The sequence below is a fragment of the Leptospira kirschneri serovar Cynopteri str. 3522 CT genome (assembly GCF_000243695.2).
In the GTDB taxonomy this organism is placed as follows: Bacteria; Spirochaetota; Leptospiria; order Leptospirales; family Leptospiraceae; genus Leptospira; species Leptospira kirschneri.
Window position 1 is genome coordinate 433,870 of record NZ_AHMN02000005.1, and the last position, 19,751, is coordinate 453,620.

Below are 19,751 nucleotides of genomic sequence, written 5' to 3' on the forward strand. Positions count from 1 at the left end.
CATTCACTTCACAAGAAACTTTAATTTCTAAAATAGAATTCTAAGCCCTTATTGATGATAGTTGTCTTACTACTCGAACGTATGAAAATAATACTAGAAATTACGGTCAATTTTACCAAAGATACGAAAATTCTCAAAAATTGAGTTTAATCCAGAACTGTTAGCTTTTTTGAAGGAGACCCTAAATTTTAAGACAAGCTTACCTTTTCATACATCCGAGTAGTAATTCGTTTTCAGTCATGATTACCTACTTCGATTTGATGTTAAATAACAAGGATTGGATTGCCGATAGTAAGTACCAAAGACGTTGATCTTATGAAAATTGGCACCCGGATATTGTTATTATTTTCTTTGATGATACTCGTTTCCTTTCCGGGAGCCCAGGACCACACATTCAATCAAAACCAGATAGAAAACTATAGTATAGCAAATTCCGTTCATGCAGAAATTTTAAAAAAGGATGAAAATTCAGTCCGGATCTTTTGGGAGGCTCCAAAAGAAACCGGTGAAATTATAGTCGCTCGTTCCTCTTCTATGATCGACACTCCCGAAAAATGTATGATTGCGGATTCTTTGGGAAAATATCCGAGTGGTATCGCCGGTGGAGTAACTCAGATATTCGACTACAACCTCAAACCGGGAACTTATTATTACGCGGTCATTTTGGCTCATCGAGTTAAAAATGGTACAGTCAAACTGATCCCAGGAAGAAACTTCACTACAATTCCAGTCGTCATCGAACACGCGTTAACTCCAACAGAAAACAAAATCCCGGAAATCCCAGACGACGCAAGGGTGATCGATCTGACGGTCAAAAGAGAAGGTAAATATCTTAGATTGAATTGGACCCCTTACGAAAAGGCGATCCCAAACGCAACCGTCTATACAGTTTATCGTTCTACAGAACCTATGTCTTCCTTATCCTTGATGAGAAAGGCAGAAAAACTCACTGAACTCAGTCATCCCGAATCCACTTTCTTGGATCAAGATTTGAATAAATCTCAGACGATTTACTACGGGGTCAGCGTTCGTTCCGGCGCCAAAGAAGTTTTACCTCTGATCAACGGACAATCTTTTACCCGATATTTTTACATAGGAAACCCCAATAAAAGCGGCTCTGAAAATATTACAAATCCAGAATATTCAGAAGACGAAATGCGCGTAAAAGATCTCACCGCCGAAGTAGAAGATCTAAACGTAAAACTTTCTTGGAAGGCTCCTGAAAAAGCGGACACAAATACGGTTTATACGATCTATCAAGCGTTAAAACCTCTAAGCGGCGGAACCGCTACGTTTTTAGGTGGAAACGTACGGAAATTGGGAGAAGTCAATCACCCAGATACCGAAGCGCAGATCCGAATGAAATCCTTGGATGCGAAAGTTTATTTTGGAGTCACTGTAAAACATAAGGATAAAGAAGGATTCAACCTTGTAGAAAATGAATCTTTTATAGCAATTTCTCCAAACAAGAAGTCCGAAAATTCAGAAGAAAGTACGGAAGAAAAAACTCAGGAAGAGACAGAAACACCTTCTTCGGATCAAGAACAGGAACAAGAAAAAAGCGAAGAGACCCCTAAAGATACAAAACAAGAAGAAGAATTTTCCGGAAATAACGATGAACTGGATAAAATTCTGAAAGAAACCTATTGGAAAAAAGAATATTCCCGCACGATCCGAGATCTGAAACCATATGCAAAAAATGGAAATTCAGTGTACATGAGAGGAAAAGCAAAATTTTTCACTGGACTCTCCTACTATAAAAAAGGGAATTACAAAGAAGCACTTAAGTATTTTATCAATAAAGATAGTAAATTTTACAATACGGAACGCTCTGAGTTTTGGTCGAAGCGTTGTCTGTCTCGGATCTCCGGAGGAAATCCATGAACCGCTCTATCATCTTAATTACAGGATTTTTATTTATCTGCGCCGGGCTTTTAACCGCGGTATATCAAACTACGATTCAGGACGAAGATTCCAAACGAAAAAACATTCTGGAAAAAATCAAAGAAGGCGAGGAATACTTAAAACAGACCAATTCAAAAGCTGCAGAAAAAGCCGTGGATATATTTTCCGAACTTTCCGCGAGAGAAATCCCAGAAGAACATTCTTTCCGTGTTAAGTACGATATGGGAAGAGCACTTGAAAGAAACCAAGACAGCCTTTTGGCTCTCGGGATCTATAGAGAATTAAATCAAAAAGAAGGTCTTTCCAGAGACGAACGCTCAAGAGTTGCGTATTCTATGGGAAATCTTCTTTTACAACTCAATCGAGACGAAGAAGGAAAAGGTCATTTAGAAGAAGTTCTTAGAATTTCAGCAGATTCTAAACTTCGTTCGAACGCGTTATCTGCCATAGCTGACTATTACATGAAAAAGGGAAATTACGACCTTTCCCGTAAAAATTACGTCCTCGCCCTTCAAGAAGATCCTGAAAACGTAAAGGCCAGGGTTCGTTGGGGAAAATCTTTACGCAGAATGGGTAAGGATTGGTCCGCCTACGACGTTTATGACGATTACGCTCAAGCCGGATTCTATTTTGACCCCGAAAAAGAAAAAGTAAGTTCCGAGTTTAGAAGTGGTATCTTAGAGAAAGCAAGACAACTCTACGTTCGCAAACAATACTACGGTGCTATTGATACTTTTAAAAAAGCTCTTGATATGGGCGTCAGTTCGAAAGCGGAAGAACAAGCTTTGTTTTATATCGCAGAAAGTTACGAAGCGATCGGTAAATCCGATTCCGCTCTTCAATACCTAAATCGAGTTTTAGGAAATCAAGACGGTTCTTTAGACCAAACGGCTCTTTTTCGTAAAGGTACGATCTACTTCAAAAGTGGTAAGTATGAAAAGGCCGCAGCCTTATTTCAAGAGGCCACAGATAAATATCCGGATTCTCCCGTTGGCAGAAAGGCAAGCGCTTGGAAAAAAGAATCCTTAGATCAAGTGGAAGATAATCTTCATTACAAACAAGAAGATAAGGAAAAAAGCAAAGAGGATCTGGAAACAGAAAGATTAGATTGAGATCCGTTTGCCAATAATTTTCCGAAGTTTTTAGAATTCGCCCCAAAACCAAATCGTATCGTATCGTCTAAATAGATCCAAGAATTTATTTAGACAATATAAAGTAACGTGAGTTAATTCTGCGTAAGATGAGTCCCTACAGATTTTGTCTCATTACAAATTTTTAAACATTCATTTTTTGTAATTTGAGCTGCCGAGTTTCCTACATTTTTTATAAAACAAATTTCTTATATAGAATTCACATTAAAGTAAATTCAAATTTATGTATTTTTAATGATCCCGTTTTGTACATAAAGCAAACACTTTTCAGGTTTCAACATTATACCGTATGCATAGTTTGTTCCAAACACAATTTGATTGATATTTTTTCCGGTAATTGTAACTGATTCGATCTGGCAATCGGAAATATAACAATTCTCTATATAACAATCTTGGATAGATATGGTCTTAAGATTACAAAAAAGGAATTTAGTATTTTTAAGATTACATTTTTCTAAACTAATATTTATAAAACAATTTTTAAATTCCACACTTTCTAAATCATAGTTCCTAAGTGTAAAATTAAAATCCTCAACAGATACGTTCGTAAATTTCTTTTTCCCTTTTTTAATAAGCTGAATAAATTCTTGAACGGAAAGATCATGAATCACTTTTTACAGACCTAATAATATAAACTTAGTTTACTGATTTCTATAAAATCAAGAACCGTTAATTTTTACCATAAGATAACGTGAGTTCGATGTAAGAAAACCATAATCTGAAAAAGTTGGAATCTAAGTAATACCAATATAAAATTCAAAGATTCTCAAATTAAACTTTTACATAAAGCCGCCATTCAAAACCGAATCTCCTAATATAAATTCAGTTTTGAATCTAAAGACGATATATCGTATAATGTTTTCTATATACAATAGAGTTGTTGAAAATTCCATAGTGAAGATTCGTAAAATTGCTTCAATTGTCCATTTCAATCCAATACAAACAGATCAAGAATTAATTTTTCAACAACTCTAATTTATTGACCAGAGCTAAAGAGCCCAGTCCGGCGACACCCTGGTTTTATTAAACTAACTTACGTTAGGTCACTTCGCTTTTGATAAATTCCTCATCTTTGAGTTCAATGTCGATTCCTAAAACGTCATAGATCGCGGAAGGAATATCCACGATCGAACGAATCTTTTGTTCCATCTTAGAAGTATATTTTCCATAAAGAACCGTAGGAACCTGATTGAGAGTGTGAACGTCCACGCTCAAATTTTCCAAATTTCCGTGATCGGAAGTAACGATCAGTTGATCTTCTTCAGGATTCAATTCTTCTAATATTCCCGTCAAAAAAGATTCCAACTCGCCTATATATTTTTCAGCCGCTTCCCAATTCATCTTATGACCAATTTTGTCCGTTAGAAAAAACTCATAGATACAAAGAGTGTAATCATCCTCTTTACAATTCCGAATAATGGACTTTCCGGTTTGATACGGATCTCGAATTTGAAACAATTCGTCAGATTCATCCAAATAACCTCTGGAAAATTCTTTCAGATATTCGTGGGTAATGTCCATATAAAGTCCCCTTCCCCGACGAAGATCGTCCATTCCTTTGAGAGGTTTATCACTCGCCATCTGAATCAAAGTAGAAGCAGAAACGTGACGAGGATTTTTTTTAACGTATTCCGTAAACGCAGGAGTATAACAATTTAAAAGATCTGCTTTAAAACCGCGTTCTTCTAAAACCCGAACGATCGAATATTTACTGATAATCTTTTTGAGAGTGAACGTAGGAAACCCGCTCAAATGTCTTTGAAGCACCTTACAAGCGTTAATCCCTGTCCAAAGAGAAGTTTGACCAGTGGCGCTTTGAGGAAGACCTTTAATTCCCATACTCGCATCCGTTTTTAAAAAGACCGTGTTTTTCAAAGATAAAGGTGCATTTTGCGGAATTGATTTTCCGGCGAGTGGTAAAAAAAACGACTTTGCGTATCTGGAAAAAGGATTTGTCTCCGGATCATCCGGACCAAACCCAATTCCATCGATAAACATATAGAAGATCATAATTGAAACTTCCTAACTTTTTGTAAAAAGACGATCTGAGTTTCAAGACAAGCAGTAATTCCGTTCGGTTTTTACTTTTCGGCTGAACCCAAAAAACCGATACTAAAAACAGTGACGTTCGATCTTTACAGAAAAATCGCCTTTGCCTTAACACTGATTCTATTAGGGTTGATTCCTATTTCCATTCCTTTTTTCAATAAAGAATGGAAAGAATCTTCTATGAGGTTTTCTTTAAACCCCGCCGGAAACGAAGGAATTTTAAAACGAGAAAGTTTTTTAAAAGTTTGGTCAGATATTAAGAAGGCCCCTCTTTTTGAAGCAGGACCCAAAATAGAATATTCGATTAGGAATTTTTCCTTACCTAAACAAGCCAAAGAACTTGGAGAAAGTTTACTTAAAAATTTAGAACTCAGATCGATCAAGATATACGATTCTTCTTATCGTCTCGTTTTTTCTAGCGAAAATACAAAAGAAGTTTTTAATAAAGACCTTCGTTTAGGAGATTTGAAAATTCCGCCTTCCGGAATCAATTTCGATTCAACGGGTGTTCCAATCTATCGAAGCAAAAACGGAGAATGGTTTCTCTGGATGAATGGTTTTACTTTGGGAACACACGTATCCCTTCCTTTTAACATCAGAGAAAAACAAATCTATTGGATTTTCGAATCCGAAAAAATAGGACAGAATTCTTTAATCGGCTCCAACGATTTAAGATCCTTAAATTATCCGGATAACCTGGAAGAAATATTAGCAGAATTTAATAAACCAACTGTCGGATGGAAGGAACGTCCATTTTGGGAAAAAAATAAAATCGGAAATCATACCATTTTTCTTTCTTATGATAGAGGTTCCAGAACCAAACAATTGATTCTCATATTTGGGTTTTTATCATTCTTATTCGGAACCTGCGGTTTGGGAATCTTATCTTCCACTTTAGTACATTCCATCATAGTAGAAAAAGAATTCGATCATAAGGAAAAAGTCCTCAAAATGAGGGACGTCTTTCTTAGGATCATACAACTTTTAAAAAGGGATTTATCATGACCGGACTCAAGTTAAGAATCGCCATTTTAATTTTATCGGTCCTTTCTTTTTTTTATTATAGATTTGTGCCATATTTTCCGGACGGAATATATTATAAAAACAGAATGAACTCTGCTTTTACCAACCTAAACGAAGAACTCCGCCGTCTTGAAACCGGACTAAGACAAATCAATTCAATTTCGGAATTAGAAAATTTACAGTTAGAATTTCCAATCGTTTCCGGTTTAAAATTCGTAACCGAATCCGATCTATCTTCGCGCAAAGATCCGGAAGGAAAACTACTTAAAGAAACCCTAAAAGACGGAACCAGTCGTCTATTTTTCTTAAAACCATCCTTGGTGTTTTGTCTTCCCGATCCTGAAAAAAAGAAATTGATTCTCGCAGAACTCAGAGAGGATTTATTTAGAATCTCTTTTTCAGGTGTAGAATCCATGTTAATTCCGGATTTAAAATTCGGAGGATACGCAGAGCCGGGAGGTTTTAACAAAGGAAGAATCTCTTTCCTATTGATAGAAGAGTTGAGTCGATCTGAAATCGCCGTCAATCGAATCGAAATCGGCTCCTCTCCGTTTATCGGATATTATTATGCGACACCCGAAAACTCATACGGATTTTTAAAAGGAATTCTCATTTTAAAACCAGGAAACGACGGGCTTTTCTTTTTATTTCTCTCCGGGTTTTTGATCCTATTGTTCTTGATCGATTTTATGATTCGAATTTTAAGAATCAAACGGAATTTTTTCACTCATAAGGAAGGAAAAGAAATCCAAGAAATCATTGGTCAGATTTCTAAAAGAATCGACGCGCTTCAAACCGCTAAACAAAAAGCGATAGAATCAACTCAAAAAAACGAAGTAGAAGAAATACAAACTCTAACTTCCGAAGAAGTAGATTTTGACTTACAAAACGTTCCGATCCCAATGAAAGAAGTGAAACAGGAAGACGGCCCTTCCATTTTCGTTTTACCCTTCGAATTAAAAAGAGAAGGTTATGTTTCTCCCGCCTTTTTAAGAGATCCTGAAAAATTCAAAGAGCCCGAACCGATAGCACCAGAAATAGAAAAAAAACGTTCCGAAATTTTTACTCCCGAATTGCAAGACTTGATCTCCAAGGTAAACGAACCTATTCGCGAAAAACCGAATATACCAATCGCCAAGCAGGAGATCGAACCGGAACCAATTTCCGCGGATCGCACGGAGTTAGGTCCCGGTTATATGAAATGGTTAAACACTCTTCCGGTCAGAGAACGAAGAAAAATATTGGAAGTACTGGATGAACTTCGTTACGGACTAGAATCAGAATATTCGTTTATTCTAAAATACTATATATCCGTATTTTTAGATCTGAAACTTTCCGGATTTGCAATTCATTACTACGATAGAAGAAACGGAAGTTATAACCCATTTGTCACCCAAGGACTTAGGGAACGTACTTGCGGAAACATGATTTTTTTATACGATGATCAATACATAGGAAAAGAATCCGGAACGTATTCCATTATAGAAATCACGGACGAAAGAAAAATGGATCGTTTTTTTAGAAAAAAGTTTGATCCGATCGATCTTGAAATTTGTACTTCTATCCTTACAATTCCATTATCCAATTTCGGAATTCCGTTTCGATTTTTCCTATTCTTCAAAGACCCATTGACAAAAGAAAACGCTCAGGAAATAGAAAATTTAATCTTTCATTCTTTGGAACCGGTAATTCCAGCGTTCGAAGAATACGATCGAAAAATTTTAGGAGAACTCTTCAGAGACAAGCGAGACGTAGTTTCTTCCCGAGTTCATTTAATGAGAATCGCCACGGACGGAGAAAGAGGACTTACCAGATCCTTTAAAATCGAATTTCATGGAAAAGATTTTAAAACCCTAGAATCACTTCGCAAAAAAACGATGTCTCAAATTTCCGAAATTATCGGCCCAGAAGATATATGTTTCGGAATCGGAATCGGCGCTTTTGGTTTACATACTAGAAAAAACTTAGAAAAACAAATTCGTTCTTTAATGGATCAAACCGGAAATTCCTACGATTTTGTAGAAGACATTTATCCTGAAAACGGAAAAAACCTATTTATATATCTTTAAGGTTCATTCCAATTTTATCATGTATTTTGTTCGATTATCAATTTGGTTTTTATATTTTATATTTTATATTTCTTCACTTTTAGCTACCGAGGAAAACCGAAAGGAATGGAACAAAGCCGTCAAAGAAAAAATTCTCAAGATGAGCGAAGCCCAGGAAGAAACCGAATCGATTCCTTATCTAGAAAAATTCGTGGAAAAAAATCCGGCGGATTTGACCGTTAAACTTTGGTATGCAAGAGCCTTATTCTATCGAAACGACTTAGAAATACCTGAACATTCGGAGGACGTTTTTTCCAGAACGGAAAAACTAAAGAAAATCAAAACAAATTATTTACTAGCAGCCAAAACGTTTGAAGAAGTTTTAAAATATATTTCTCAAGCGACTCCTAGAGATCCGGATTTAGGTAAATGGCATTTTCTTTGGGCCATGTCAGAATGGTATGCGGGAAGAGAAGACCGAGCGATTCAGATCTTTAAGAAATCTTTTAAATACGATTTCCGACTTAACGAAGCGAATTACAATATCGCGTGTATCTATCAAACTCTAGGTCAATTGAAAGACGCAGAGATTTATTTTAGAGCATATCTGAAAAACGATAAAGAAATGAGAGAAGAAAACTGATGGCGAGAGTAGATAAACGATTTCAACTTTTAATGACAGAAGAAGAATTAGAACTTCTTAAAAAAGAAGCGGAAAAAAGAAATTTATCCGCGGGAGAAATGTTGCGTTTATCTTTCCGAAACGAAGTATATAGATCAGATTCTTACGAAAGATTAGAAGCTCTTAAAATTCTCTCGAACTTAAAATTAAAATGAAATACTATCTCTCTAAATCCTTATTAGAAATCATCGTTCAAGATTCTTCCGATCTAAAAACGATCGTAGTGGAATCGATCGAAAGATTGATCAAAGAACAACATCTATTTTATACCGGCACGATCTCCATCCTTCCCTTGCTGGAAAAAGAAAAAGATCCGATCCAAAAGGAAATCATCTGGAGCCAGATAAAACGTCTTTGTTTGGAAATTTTGGATTTTAAAGCCGAAAATTTATCTTTGGCTCAAAAATTTTCCCAAGAGTTTGGAAACATAGAATGGATTTGGAACGAAATATCAATCGCAATCCAAAAAGATTTGGACGGTTTTATCACAGTGGATGAAAATCTTCCGGATCAAAAAATGATCAAGATACTACTCGCTCAAAAAATAAACTTCAACGGGATCACTTAAAGCAGAAACCTGGTCTTTTCCATTTTGGAAATGATAGAATTTATTATAAGCGCTAATCCTAAAAAAGTAAGTGGTTCCCTTTTTTAAAAATAGCTGATTTTTTTCCAAAAGGATTTCCGAATTCAAAGAAATAATCTTATTATCGATACAAGTAGAAAGTTTATTATAATATTCTTGAATATGAATATGATTTTTTCCGGCAGGAAGTCCAGAAATCGGATCTAAATAATCCGAAGCCGGATGTTTAGGACGATTTTTTTTATTAGGTGTTTCTCCCGATTCACCTAAAGTTCCTCGAACAATTCCAACCATTCGATCCGGATGAATTCCGTAATGAACGAAATATCCGCCTCCGTTAATGACATCTTTTTCCGGATTGGATTTCCAATTTAGACACACACTTGGACCGCTATCGTCGACACCATTTTCAGCGACTTTTAGACCAAGTGGACGTACAGGAGGATTTGTTTCTCTAAAGGTCAGAGATATATTTTTTAGTTCCGGAGTTTTATTTCCGCTGGGATCAGATTTAAATTTAACTCTCCATTGATAATATCGAAACGGAAGAAGGTCGGTTTTATCTTCCGTAATTCCCAAAAATTTTTTTAGGGAATATTTTAAAGGGATTTTATAGGTATCTGGTTCAAAAGAATCTATTTTAGAATTTTCTAATTTTCTTAAGTCAATACCGATCCAGGCGGGAGATTCGGAATTTGGAGTAAACGGAACCGGAGACACTCTCAGATAAAGCTCCATAGCGGAAGAGGTCGGAATTACTGCCTTCAATTGAACTTCTTCTAAAAAAGAACTAGAATATTTACTTTTATAAACAGGGGAAATTCCAATTCCAAACTTGGATTCGGAAGTATGGGTTTCCGGATCAAAATTCTGCCCTGGAAAGGAAGTGTCTTCGGAGCTAGGATTTGGTTTTCCCGGAAAGACAGAAAAATTTTCCATCCAGCCGTAATAAGAACTCGCGATTCGAAACGAAGTAGTGTCGTCGGAATGAAAACCGATTCGAGTCAAATTTTGACTAGCAGGAATAGCAGCTCTTGCCGATTCTTTTCCATTGAGATAAAGTACAATTTCCCGATCGTTAGGGTTGAAATAAAGAAGAACCCTATTCCATTGATTTTTTTTCAGGGTCGTATTAGAAGTCAGATGCAGAGAAAGAAACCGTTTTTCTTCTGTTTCAAAAAAAGAATAAAAACCGGCTTTGAGTCGATCATCCGTAATCTTTAAATCCCAACCGTAACTATTTCCGGACGTTTCATAGAGTTTAGAAATTAGAGTCGCGTCTTTTTCAACAGTCCCAGGAAGAAAACTGAAAGAAATGTAAAATTCTTTTGTTAGATCTTTAGAAGTCAAAAGGCCTGAATTGGAATGTGCGATTTTGATTCCGGTTCTTTTACCCGAAAAACGTGCACTTCTTTTAGAATGAAAAACGTTTTCCGAATCCGGCAAATAAGAAGACATGAGAATTTTATAATTTCCTGATATATCTTTCAAATCGGACGGACTTCCGGATTCAAAATCCAGATAAAGTTCGGAACCTAGACTTCGATTTCTAGTTTGTAGTTTTAAGACCTTGTTCTCCGAATTATTTCCGGAAAGTTCCAATCCGTTTTTTTGTAGATCGTCTAACGGAAAAACTTTGGTCTCCGTAAAAAGTGGAAAAGAGTAAAAAAAGAAAAATAAAATCGTCGGCAAAAAGGTAATTTTGATTTTGTTCCAAAGCTTTAGGATGTAGGAAATATTACTAAAACCAAAATTCTGATGTAAAGCAAAACAGCTAACAACGAATATATGGTTTACAAATATCAAAATGTAGTCTGCTACACAGCTGTGAGAACCACTACGTTTTTTTAAGTATTTTGAAATCATAATCGTGATTTCTTTTGAAGTTTTAGAATCAGCTTTTTAGAAATTAAGATTGATCTCATCCAGTTTTGTTAAGAATTTAGAGTCTCGAGTTGATTGATCCTTCTTTCGTGACGTCCACCTTCAAAAGAAGTATTGATCCAAGTGCGTACGATGTTGAGAGCCAACTCCTTGCCGATAATCCTCCCACCCAAAACGAGAACATTCGCGTTATTATGACGTTTGGACATTTCAGCGGTAAATTGATCGTGGCAAAGTGCGGCACGAATTCCACTCATACGATTAGCGGCAATGGAAGCCCCAATCCCGGTTCCACAAAGAGCGATCAAACCTTCCACTTCTTTGGAAAGAACTTTTTTACAAGCGTCTGAAATAACGATCGGATAATCCACAGAACTTTCGTCCTTGGTTCCGTAGTCTACGATTTCCAATTCTCCTGCAAGTGACTTACGGAGAAATTCCTTTAGTTCAAAACCTCCGTGATCAGAGGCGATTCCGATTTTTTTCATGATCTAAATTGGTTATGTCCCGACCGGATTTAGGTTTCAAGCAAATAATTTTGAATGCACTTGGTTTATGAACTTGAATGAAAAGTTTTCAAAGGAACATCTCATAGAATTTTATTTTGTAATTAAACGTCTTATTTTACACTATCTCAAAAATATCTTAGAATTCGGCATTTTAAGTAAAAATAAAGTATTTTTGAAACCTTTATAAAATCTAAATCTTATTAATCTTAGATAAAAACTCTGTAAATTTTAAAATAACGTGAATTCGATGTAAGAAAACTATAATTCTGAAAAAAGTTGGGATCTGAACTTTGTAGATCGATTCTTTAAATGTAGGAACTACTGCAAAATTTCGTTCGGAAAAGTATGATTTAAAATCATGTGAGTTCGATATAACGCGAAAGGGACCGATGAATGAACTAAAGCACAACGCTTTCCTCAAACTCAATGCATCGCTCCCTGAATGCCGATCCTTAGAGAGGCATTCGCTGAGCTTCTCGGGTTGCGTTAACTCAGCAAAACGCTTTCCTGAAACTCAATGCATCACTCCCTAAGGGTCGCTCTGCAGGGTCGCGTTTTAGGTCGTTCGAAGTAACTCAGCGTCTCACTCCCCATCATAACCTTACCCACAAGTTGAATAGGATTTTAGAATCAGAAGGCTCAAAAACGCACATTTTTCAAGTGTTCCGACAAGAATGAGTCTTTTTACTTGCAAAAAGCATGTTTTTCTGATAGAGAAAAGTCTTCCGAATTTCTCCACCTCCGCCCCCACCCAAAAATAAGGGTGGGAACTCAGTTTTACAGAGGATTTGTCGTAATTCCCACAGATTTAATATTGAAATCTAAATACTTGTGGGTAAGGTTATGACTCCCCATGGGTCGTTCGACAGGTCGCGTTGGAAACTCAAGTTATTGGTATTTTATGAAAATTGAATCTGATTCTGTAGTTTCACAATAACTTGACCGAAGCTAAAGAGCCTGGTCCGGCTGCCTGTGGCAAGCCGGATTCGCCCTAATTTTATTACGTCGAACTCACGTTATCTAACAAAATCAATTCAAAGAATAGAATCCCGAAACGTTTTAGGCATCGCATCCCAAAATTCAACCTGAAGCAGAAATAACGAAAGATAGATCATTGAAAAATTTTCTTCTGAAATTTTTTCTCCGTTCAGAGCAAAACCGGTAGCGTCATTCAATCTGGTTAAAAGTTCTTTCTTTTGTTTGAGATGGGTTGTAAGAAGTTCCCATTCGATCGAGTTGAGAGATCTAGTTTTTTCATCCGAAAGAATATAATTTTCATAATAGGAATTCAATTCCGCATACATAAAAATATGACGGTTCCAATCCATAAAAAGTTTAGAATGATCCTCTTCCGAAAGATTTTTATTCTGAATACAAATGATCGACTGATATCTGGATTTTCCTTCTTTATATGCGATTATTTCTGCAATTCTTTTTTTTTCTTCTAATGGAAGAATGGATTTATATAAATTTGAAAGTTCAGAAGAAGTTATCTCGTTCGTAAAACATTCCTTAATCGGAAGTTGTGTGTTAAAATTTAATCCCGAAGCCACAAGACTTCCGGATACAATTCCGACTAATGTAAGAGTTCGAATCAAAATTAGAAAAAACTTTTTAAAGGACAAAAGTTTCATCAAACCTTAGATTCAAAATCCTTCATAAAGGAAACCAATTTTTGAACTCCCGAGAGAGGCATAGAATTGTAGATAGAAGCCCTAAAACCTCCTACCAACCTATGACCGCCTAAACCGTGTAAGCCGCTTTTCTCCGCCTCGTCTAAAAACTTAGAATCTAAATTTTTATCCTTAAGTAAAAATACCACGTTCATTTTAGAACGGGCTCTTTTTTGAACCGGACAAACATATAAAGAAGAAGAATCGATAAAATCGTAGATCAACTTCGCTTTTTGTTCATTTACCTTTTCGATCGCTTCGATTCCGCCTAACTTTAAAAGCCACTCAAATACGAGTTTGGCAATATAAATAGAATATGTAGAAGGAGTGTTGTAAAGAGATCGATTTTTTACCATGACGGAATAATCCAAAAGGACCGGTATTTTTCTTCCTGAAATTCCGAGTAAATCGTTTCGAATGATTACAAGACTAAGTCCAGAAGGTCCTATGTTTTTTTGAGCGCCTGCAAATATAACTCCAAAATCTTTAACGTCGATTTTACGAGAAAGAAGTTCGCTCGTCATATCGGCTACCAGTGGAATCTGTTTGATTTTTGGAATCTCCGGATATTGAGTCCCGTAGATCGTATTATTGGAAGTTATATGAAGGTATTTTCCTTTTCCGGAAAGCTCTGAATCTGTTAGAACAGGAACATCCGTAAAATGATTGTTAGTCGAGTCATAAATGACATTGACTTCGTTAAATTTAAGACCTTCCTCCCAAGCTTTTTTAGTCCAAATCCCAGTATGAGCAACGTCGAAACTTTCTCCCTCTTTCAAAAGATTGAGTGGAAGAGCGGAGAAATGTAACGTGGCCCCTCCCGAAAAAAAAGCGACTGAATAATCTCCTCCAAGATTGAGAAGTTTACGTAAAAGTATTTCCGCTTCCGTAATTACGTCTTCAAAAAGAGGTTCTCTATGACTGACCTCCATAACGGACATTCCGGAACCCTTGTAGTTCAAAAATTCTGCTGCTGCAATCTCCATCACCTCATTGGGCAACATCGCGGGTCCAGCACCAAAATTGTAGATTCTTTCTTGGAACAAATACATAAGGGATAAGGTTGCAAAAGGGAGGTAGGGAATCAACTTTCTTCCGACAAACAAGACTACAGATGGGGAAAAATCCTTGTCTCAATACAGCGCTTGAGGATAATCTATTTCCGGGTCAAACGACTCTCTTTATTCAGATGGATAAAAAGGAGAATTTTTGAATGTTCAGGATCTGGATCGTATTTTTATGTTTTGGTTTTTCCTTATCGTTATTTTCTCAGGAAAGTTCTAAACTCGGAGAAAAAGAAATTCGATCTTCTCAAAGAGTTCGATTTATCAATCGATCTTCCGCGCGAGCAGGAGAAGAAGTTAGAGGAACCAATGAAAAGGTAGGTTCCGGACTTGCCGAATCTCTCAAAAAAGAACCGGATAAAACTCACACACAAGGTGGAATCAGTGTGACCAGAATTGCTCCTGAAGAAAAAAAATTCGGAGCGGATGTGATCGCGGTTTTAGAAGATTCCGATTTTGGTCATATCAATTCTATCCAGAGAATTTTGGCCGGTTTTGTAAAACTCAACTTTGGCTATGACGATAAAAATTCGGATATTCTCGCCACTTATATTTTATATTACAACGCCATTCATAGAAAAGATAAATCTTATATCTCTAAGAAATATTCCAATTCTGTAATTAAGTTTGTAACTCCTCAATCCATAGGAATTTCCAAACGTTATTCGGAATGGCCCGGAAAAACTCAAATTTTGATTCCTCTCGTAGAAGACGTTTTGGGCAAAGACGTTCATACGGACGAATTGGAAGACGAGGTAAATAAGGAATTAGATAAGAAAAAAGACGGACAATCGGAAAAAGATAAATTCGGAGATCTTCAGAATGAAAAGAATAAAAAAGAATTAGAAGAACTGAAACGTAGAAAAGAAGAAAATCAAAATAAGCAGAAAGAAATTTCCGATAAAGAAACTAAAACCGATAAAGAACTTCAAGAGTTAAATAAAGATCCCGTAAAAAATAAAACTCAAATTGTAGAAAAGAAAAAAGAAAAAGAACAAATTCAGAAAGAAAAAGAAGCCGCTAAAAAAGAAGAACAGAAGTTAAAAGAAAAAGAAAAGGAAGTCGTAAAAAAAGACGAAGAAAGAAAGAACAATAATAACTCTTCGAGCTCATCCAGTTCTTCTAAATCCGATTCTAAAAGTGATTCGAGTAGCAGTAAATCCGGAAGCGATAACAAATCTTCTTCCGATGACAAAAAATCAGAAGCAGAACTGAAAAAAGAACTCGCAGATACTAAAAAAGAATTGGAAACAAAAAAAGAAGAAGAAAAGAAAAAAGAAGAATTCGATAAGAACGTCGTCGGAGGAAAAATTCTTTTCTTAAAAACTCTAAAATATTTAGACAAAGGACATTATAACAACGAACTACAAGTGTTAGATCCCACAAAAGACGACATGATTATCAGAGGAGATTTTAACAAAATCTGCGGTAGAACGTTTGAAATCGTGGATGGAAAAGCTCTTGTGATCGGTTTTGAAGACGGCCATTCTTCTAATCATAAACTGATTTTAATCGATCAAGAAACTTTAAAACCGGTCTTATTTGCGGAAGACAATATTTTTTGGAGATCCCCTATGATCATCAAAGGTGACGATATCTACGCTTTTGAAGAAGTAGAAGAAAAATATTATCTTTCTCGTTTTGGAAAAGATCTTAAAAAACAAGCAAAGTCTTCTGAAGAAATTAGCCCAAATTCGAACGTAACTTTCTACGGAGAAAAGATTTATGTTACTGGTAAAGAAGAAAGTTCGGGTAATATTCAGATCACCGTTTTTAATAAAGCCGATTTGAAACTGATCAAAAAAATCAAACCTTAATAGAAACTTGTCCTCAAATCCCAAAAGAAAAACACAACAGCTCTTTTGGGTTTGAGTGAAAGTTAATTTAGGATTATATAATGTGATATTTTTTTAAGTACCATTATTTTTTTCGCAAATTCGGACGTTAATACTTGGTACTATTTTCATGCGTCCGAATAGTAACTGGTAATTTTACCAAAGATATAGAATTTTTCAAAAAATCACGCCTAACTCGGAATCGTTGGCTTTTTTATGTGAGATCCCACATTTTAAGTTTTGAAGCAGACTCAGAATAGTATTTTTTCATGCGTCCGAGTATAATAAAAATTTATAATACTTATTTTAACGTGAGTTCGACGTAAGAAAATTGTGACGAATAATAAACTCAGGTGCAACGAGGGTCGTCGTCGCAGTTCACAAATTTTATAGTGGACTGGCTCACGACCTAAAACGCGATCCATAGAGAGCGTTTTACTGAGTTCTTTTCGCTCCAATTCCTTCGGAATTTTTCAAACTCAATACTGCTCTCTCTACGGATCGCAGCATAATAATCGCTTTCGCATTTGTTATGCCGAACTCACGTTAATTTATAGAATTCAGTAAAACTTTTTGATTCGAAACCCATACAAAAATTGAATTAAAAAATATTTAAAAACCATACATTCCAATGTGACTTAATTTGTAGGAACTACCACTCAATGTAACGTGAGTTCGGCGTAAAAACTCATGATTCTGAAAAAAGCTGAAATCTAAACTCTGCAGATTGATTCTTTAAATGTGGGAACTCACACAATTTATAAAATAGAAGTTTATAACTGTCGTATTCAAGTGTGGGAACTACTGCAAATCACGATTTTAAGAATAAATTTTAAAATTGTAGGAACTACTTTTTAGAAAAAATTTCTCTTACCTCGAACTGATTCAATAGAAACCAGTAATCGTTCATATATTTAGGCCTGTGGTAGTTCCTACACTAGTTTGATATGCAAAATATTTCAATTTTCTAAAATGTGGGAACTTTCACAAAACTTAGAAACGATTGTTTCTATCAGTCTGATCAATCGTCGCGAATATCTCTCTTTAACGAGTTAAATTATTTGATGATAAAAATGCGAAAAAAAATTTAAAGAAATAACACGAAAGGGATCGATGCAAGAGGAACTAAAGCAGAACACTCTTTATGAATCGCGTTCTATAATAAATTGTAAAACTAAAGATAATTGTTATATAATATTTCCTGTATACAATTTCTTGACTATAACTAAAGAAAGAGCCCGGTCGGCTGCCTATGGCAAGCCGGATTCGCCCCGGTGTTCTTACATTCTGCTCACGCTATTTACGGTTCTAATTTGGGGCGCTATATCGGAACTACTCATATCTATATTAGAGTATCATAACTTTTGAAAGGAAATTACTTTTCAGAGACAGAATTTGAAACACCCTATTATATAGTCCTGATAGTAATACAAGCTGTTTCAAAATTCTTCCACTATAAGCCACCTAACTATGAATAGATTGTTTCTATTCATAGTTATTCAATTTCTGTTCGTATCTTGTTTATGATTAACCAAAAAAAGTTTCTTTGTTTAATACGGGTGTTTTTTATCACAATCCGCTTCGCAAGATGCTTTAGAACCGATACAAAATAGAGGATTATAAAGAATACTCAATAAAGAACTCGAAGAATTAGAATTCGTAGTGGTATTACCATTTGTTGTACCACCGTTCGTTGTACCAGTATTTGTTCTGGAGTTATTATTTTCAAACAAGGATGTAATCAGCAAAGAAGCGGCAATACAATCCGCATCTGCGGATTTACAATAATTATCCTCGTAACATTTTTGACGAGGTGAAAGTTCAGAACATTGAAGTACAAATGACGTTGCAATTAAAACCAACACAAAAATATGAAATTTTTTCATAAAAACACAATAATTCGATAAGAGATTTTAATACAATAAAATTATCACAAATTTGAAGTCCGAAGTATAAAATTTAAATTTTTAAGATATTGTATGAAATACTTTTTGGATTTGTTTTACAGATTTTGTTGGGTTCCATGTCTTAAATTTAAGTCCGTTAGAATATACCTCTGGTGCCCGTAAAATCTAGAACCATCCATTTAGAGAAATGTCTTACTGATCTCTGTTAAATTGAGTATCTAAATAGTGCGGTTTTAAGCCAGTTCTATAGAATCCAATGCAAGCGACTGAGACAGTGTATCGCCTCTTGAACTCAATGCATCACGTCCTAAATTAAAATTAAAGATGAGATATTGTATCACATTTCTCGCATGCAATTGATTAACTGGACTGCCCGGCAAAACCGGATTCGCCCTATTTTCTTAGGTAGAATTCATATAATTGAATATAAACTATTGGATTGGATACTTTATTATGTAGTTCTGAGTAATAACAAAGTTTTCGATATTTTGTGTTTGAAACACAGGGGTTTTGCGATTCAAGTCTACGATATTTAATTTTATAGAGATCGGTAATCAAACATTAGGATTATTGAAAACTTCATATCTAATATTGACAAAACAACATTATTTATTCACTTGAATGAATAAGAAACAAAAGAAAATTAATTTCAATAACTTATTTGAGCACGTTTTTAAAACCTATAAAAAGAATTCCATTTGTCTAAACTACAAGTATAAAAAGATCAATAGGGATGTTTTTTGTAACAATCCAATTCACAATTGCTTTGAAGAGTATTACAAAAAAACGCCCTACTCGTAATCTCTTCATTGGATACGTCTGCGCATTTACAAGTGTAAATCCAGCGAAACAAGCTTGAGCACGATTTCTGCAAGCGTTGTCTTCCATACATTTTTCTTGAGGAGAAAGGTAATTACAAACATTAGCCGTAAGACCAAAAATCAATAAGATGATTATATGATTTTTCTCATAATAGTTATTCAATATGTTTGTAGCTTTATTCAAACCTGATTCCAATGGCTTTTCAAAAAACCCAACTCACTTTACAATTTGAATATACAAAAAGCGTTACCTATTACAAATAATTTAATAATTTATTTATAATATGCTGCTTACGCTTATAAATCGTTTGATAAGTTTTGTTTGTGATTTAGATAACAATAAGTCATTTATTTTTGTAATTAACGTTACTTCAACGAAAGTAGTTATTAAAAAATTTAAATAGAAAATTTCTAAAAAATGAATTCTTTAATTTAATAAATATTCAATTTTTATAATATATTTTTTGAAAAATTCCATAGTGAAAATTCGTAAAATTGCCTCAATTGTCCATTCAATCCAATACAAACAGATCAAGAATTAATTTTTCAACAACTCTAATGATTTCTTTCTACCAACAACAATAACACAATCGTCGAAAACTTTTCTCCTCTAA

At 35.2% G+C, this 19,751-nt stretch carries 16 protein-coding genes and 1 pseudogene; 8 read left to right on the forward strand and 9 right to left on the reverse strand.

Going from position 1 to position 19,751, the window contains the following annotated elements; translation table 11 throughout:
* Nucleotides 1-315 precede the first annotated feature (315 nt).
* Nucleotides 316-1,884 (forward strand): hypothetical protein, encoded by a 1,569-nt coding sequence (locus LEP1GSC049_RS218525; protein WP_382423106.1) that lies wholly within the window; start codon nt 316-318, stop codon nt 1,882-1,884.
* Nucleotides 1,881-3,017 carry a tetratricopeptide repeat protein gene (locus tag LEP1GSC049_RS218520; protein ID WP_004753942.1) on the forward strand — a complete coding sequence of 379 codons (1,137 nt, stop codon included), beginning with the start codon at nt 1,881-1,883 and terminating at the stop codon, nt 3,015-3,017. The genes LEP1GSC049_RS218525 and LEP1GSC049_RS218520 overlap by 4 nt, the downstream gene beginning before the upstream one ends.
* Before the next feature lie 260 nt (nt 3,018-3,277).
* On the opposite strand, the gene LEP1GSC049_RS218515 is transcribed toward LEP1GSC049_RS218520, so the two are convergent.
* Nucleotides 3,278-3,667, reverse strand: coding sequence for a pentapeptide repeat-containing protein (locus LEP1GSC049_RS218515; RefSeq protein ID WP_016560585.1), 390 nt, complete (start codon nt 3,665-3,667; stop codon nt 3,278-3,280).
* A gap of 427 nt (nt 3,668-4,094) precedes the next feature.
* A complete protein-coding gene (locus LEP1GSC049_RS218510; RefSeq protein ID WP_004758045.1) occupies nt 4,095-5,066 on the reverse strand; it encodes a metalloenzyme domain protein in 972 nt (323 codons plus the stop codon).
* Between the two features lie 111 nt (nt 5,067-5,177).
* Here LEP1GSC049_RS218510 and LEP1GSC049_RS218505 point away from each other — a divergent pair, with 111 nt between their 5' ends.
* Genes LEP1GSC049_RS218505 through LEP1GSC049_RS218485 form a run of 5 tightly spaced genes read left to right on the forward strand, consistent with a single transcriptional unit; the run spans nt 5,178 to nt 9,426 of the window.
* Nucleotides 5,178-6,110, forward strand: coding sequence for a hypothetical protein (locus tag LEP1GSC049_RS218505; protein WP_004763325.1), 933 nt, complete (start codon nt 5,178-5,180; stop codon nt 6,108-6,110).
* Entirely contained in the window at nt 6,107-8,197 is a 2,091-nt protein-coding gene (locus LEP1GSC049_RS218500) for a hypothetical protein (RefSeq protein ID WP_004776880.1), read from the forward strand. The genes LEP1GSC049_RS218505 and LEP1GSC049_RS218500 overlap by 4 nt, the downstream gene beginning before the upstream one ends.
* Nucleotides 8,198-8,216: 19 nt before the next feature.
* Nucleotides 8,217-8,819, forward strand: coding sequence for a hypothetical protein (locus LEP1GSC049_RS218495; protein ID WP_004754880.1), 603 nt, complete (start codon nt 8,217-8,219; stop codon nt 8,817-8,819).
* A complete protein-coding gene (locus LEP1GSC049_RS218490) occupies nt 8,819-9,013 on the forward strand; it encodes a CopG family transcriptional regulator (RefSeq protein WP_004755280.1) in 195 nt (64 codons plus the stop codon). Before LEP1GSC049_RS218495 ends, LEP1GSC049_RS218490 begins: the two co-directional genes overlap by 1 nt.
* Nucleotides 9,010-9,426: a hypothetical protein gene (locus LEP1GSC049_RS218485; protein WP_004753933.1), complete on the forward strand. Its 417-nt coding sequence runs from the start codon at nt 9,010-9,012 to the stop codon at nt 9,424-9,426. Before LEP1GSC049_RS218490 ends, LEP1GSC049_RS218485 begins: the two co-directional genes overlap by 4 nt.
* On the opposite strand, the gene LEP1GSC049_RS218480 is transcribed toward LEP1GSC049_RS218485, so the two are convergent.
* The 5 genes from LEP1GSC049_RS218480 to serC all read right to left on the reverse strand — a co-directional run bounded on the left by LEP1GSC049_RS218480 (nt 9,388) and on the right by serC (nt 14,562).
* On the reverse strand, nt 9,388-11,310 hold the full coding sequence (locus LEP1GSC049_RS218480; protein ID WP_025186035.1) for a LamG-like jellyroll fold domain-containing protein: 1,923 nt from the start codon (nt 11,308-11,310) through the stop codon (nt 9,388-9,390). The genes LEP1GSC049_RS218485 and LEP1GSC049_RS218480 overlap by 39 nt on opposite strands.
* A gap of 68 nt (nt 11,311-11,378) precedes the next feature.
* Nucleotides 11,379-11,816 carry a ribose 5-phosphate isomerase B gene (rpiB, locus tag LEP1GSC049_RS218475; protein WP_004763369.1) on the reverse strand — a complete coding sequence of 146 codons (438 nt, stop codon included), beginning with the start codon at nt 11,814-11,816 and terminating at the stop codon, nt 11,379-11,381.
* 211 nt (nt 11,817-12,027) lie between these two features.
* Complete coding sequence (locus LEP1GSC049_RS2000000225890; RefSeq protein WP_078131810.1) at nt 12,028-12,228, reverse strand: hypothetical protein; 201 nt, start codon at nt 12,226-12,228, stop codon at nt 12,028-12,030.
* A gap of 643 nt (nt 12,229-12,871) precedes the next feature.
* Nucleotides 12,872-13,471, reverse strand: coding sequence for a hypothetical protein (locus LEP1GSC049_RS218470; RefSeq protein WP_004758050.1), 600 nt, complete (start codon nt 13,469-13,471; stop codon nt 12,872-12,874).
* On the reverse strand, nt 13,471-14,562 hold the full coding sequence (serC, locus tag LEP1GSC049_RS218465; protein ID WP_020766083.1) for a 3-phosphoserine/phosphohydroxythreonine transaminase: 1,092 nt from the start codon (nt 14,560-14,562) through the stop codon (nt 13,471-13,473). Before serC ends, LEP1GSC049_RS218470 begins: the two co-directional genes overlap by 1 nt.
* Before the next feature lie 161 nt (nt 14,563-14,723).
* Here serC and LEP1GSC049_RS218460 point away from each other — a divergent pair, with 161 nt between their 5' ends.
* Nucleotides 14,724-16,391 carry a P83/100 family protein gene (locus tag LEP1GSC049_RS218460; RefSeq protein WP_004754916.1) on the forward strand — a complete coding sequence of 556 codons (1,668 nt, stop codon included), beginning with the start codon at nt 14,724-14,726 and terminating at the stop codon, nt 16,389-16,391.
* 1,568 nt (nt 16,392-17,959) lie between these two features.
* Here the strand turns inward: LEP1GSC049_RS218460 and LEP1GSC049_RS218455 are convergent.
* Nucleotides 17,960-18,295, reverse strand: a complete 336-nt coding sequence (locus tag LEP1GSC049_RS218455) for an LA_0364 family Cys-rich lipoprotein (protein ID WP_004755026.1) — start codon at nt 18,293-18,295, stop codon at nt 17,960-17,962.
* 745 nt (nt 18,296-19,040) lie between these two features.
* Nucleotides 19,041-19,273 (reverse strand): annotated as a pseudogene (locus tag LEP1GSC049_RS2000000228700) (LA_0364 family Cys-rich lipoprotein).
* Nucleotides 19,274-19,751 lie beyond the last annotated feature (478 nt).

What these genes read in the sequence shown, in the direction of transcription:
- LEP1GSC049_RS218485 (WP_004753933.1), top strand. Translation starts at nt 9,010, where the DNA reads ATGAAATACTATCTCTCTAAATCCTTATTAGAAATCATCGTTCAAGAT.
- rpiB (WP_004763369.1), bottom strand. Translation starts at nt 11,816, where the DNA reads ATGAAAAAAATCGGAATCGCCTCTGATCACGGAGGTTTTGAACTAAAG.
- LEP1GSC049_RS218490 (WP_004755280.1), top strand. Translation starts at nt 8,819, where the DNA reads ATGGCGAGAGTAGATAAACGATTTCAACTTTTAATGACAGAAGAAGAA.
- LEP1GSC049_RS218455 (WP_004755026.1), bottom strand. Translation starts at nt 18,295, where the DNA reads ATGAAAAAATTTCATATTTTTGTGTTGGTTTTAATTGCAACGTCATTT.
- LEP1GSC049_RS218500 (WP_004776880.1), top strand. Translation starts at nt 6,107, where the DNA reads ATGACCGGACTCAAGTTAAGAATCGCCATTTTAATTTTATCGGTCCTT.
- LEP1GSC049_RS218510 (WP_004758045.1), bottom strand. Translation starts at nt 5,066, where the DNA reads ATGATCTTCTATATGTTTATCGATGGAATTGGGTTTGGTCCGGATGAT.
- LEP1GSC049_RS218525 (WP_382423106.1), top strand. Translation starts at nt 316, where the DNA reads ATGAAAATTGGCACCCGGATATTGTTATTATTTTCTTTGATGATACTC.
- LEP1GSC049_RS218495 (WP_004754880.1), top strand. Translation starts at nt 8,217, where the DNA reads ATGTATTTTGTTCGATTATCAATTTGGTTTTTATATTTTATATTTTAT.
- serC (WP_020766083.1), bottom strand. Translation starts at nt 14,562, where the DNA reads ATGTATTTGTTCCAAGAAAGAATCTACAATTTTGGTGCTGGACCCGCG.
- LEP1GSC049_RS218480 (WP_025186035.1), bottom strand. Translation starts at nt 11,310, where the DNA reads ATGATTTCAAAATACTTAAAAAAACGTAGTGGTTCTCACAGCTGTGTA.
- LEP1GSC049_RS218460 (WP_004754916.1), top strand. Translation starts at nt 14,724, where the DNA reads ATGTTCAGGATCTGGATCGTATTTTTATGTTTTGGTTTTTCCTTATCG.
- LEP1GSC049_RS218470 (WP_004758050.1), bottom strand. Translation starts at nt 13,471, where the DNA reads ATGAAACTTTTGTCCTTTAAAAAGTTTTTTCTAATTTTGATTCGAACT.
- LEP1GSC049_RS218520 (WP_004753942.1), top strand. Translation starts at nt 1,881, where the DNA reads ATGAACCGCTCTATCATCTTAATTACAGGATTTTTATTTATCTGCGCC.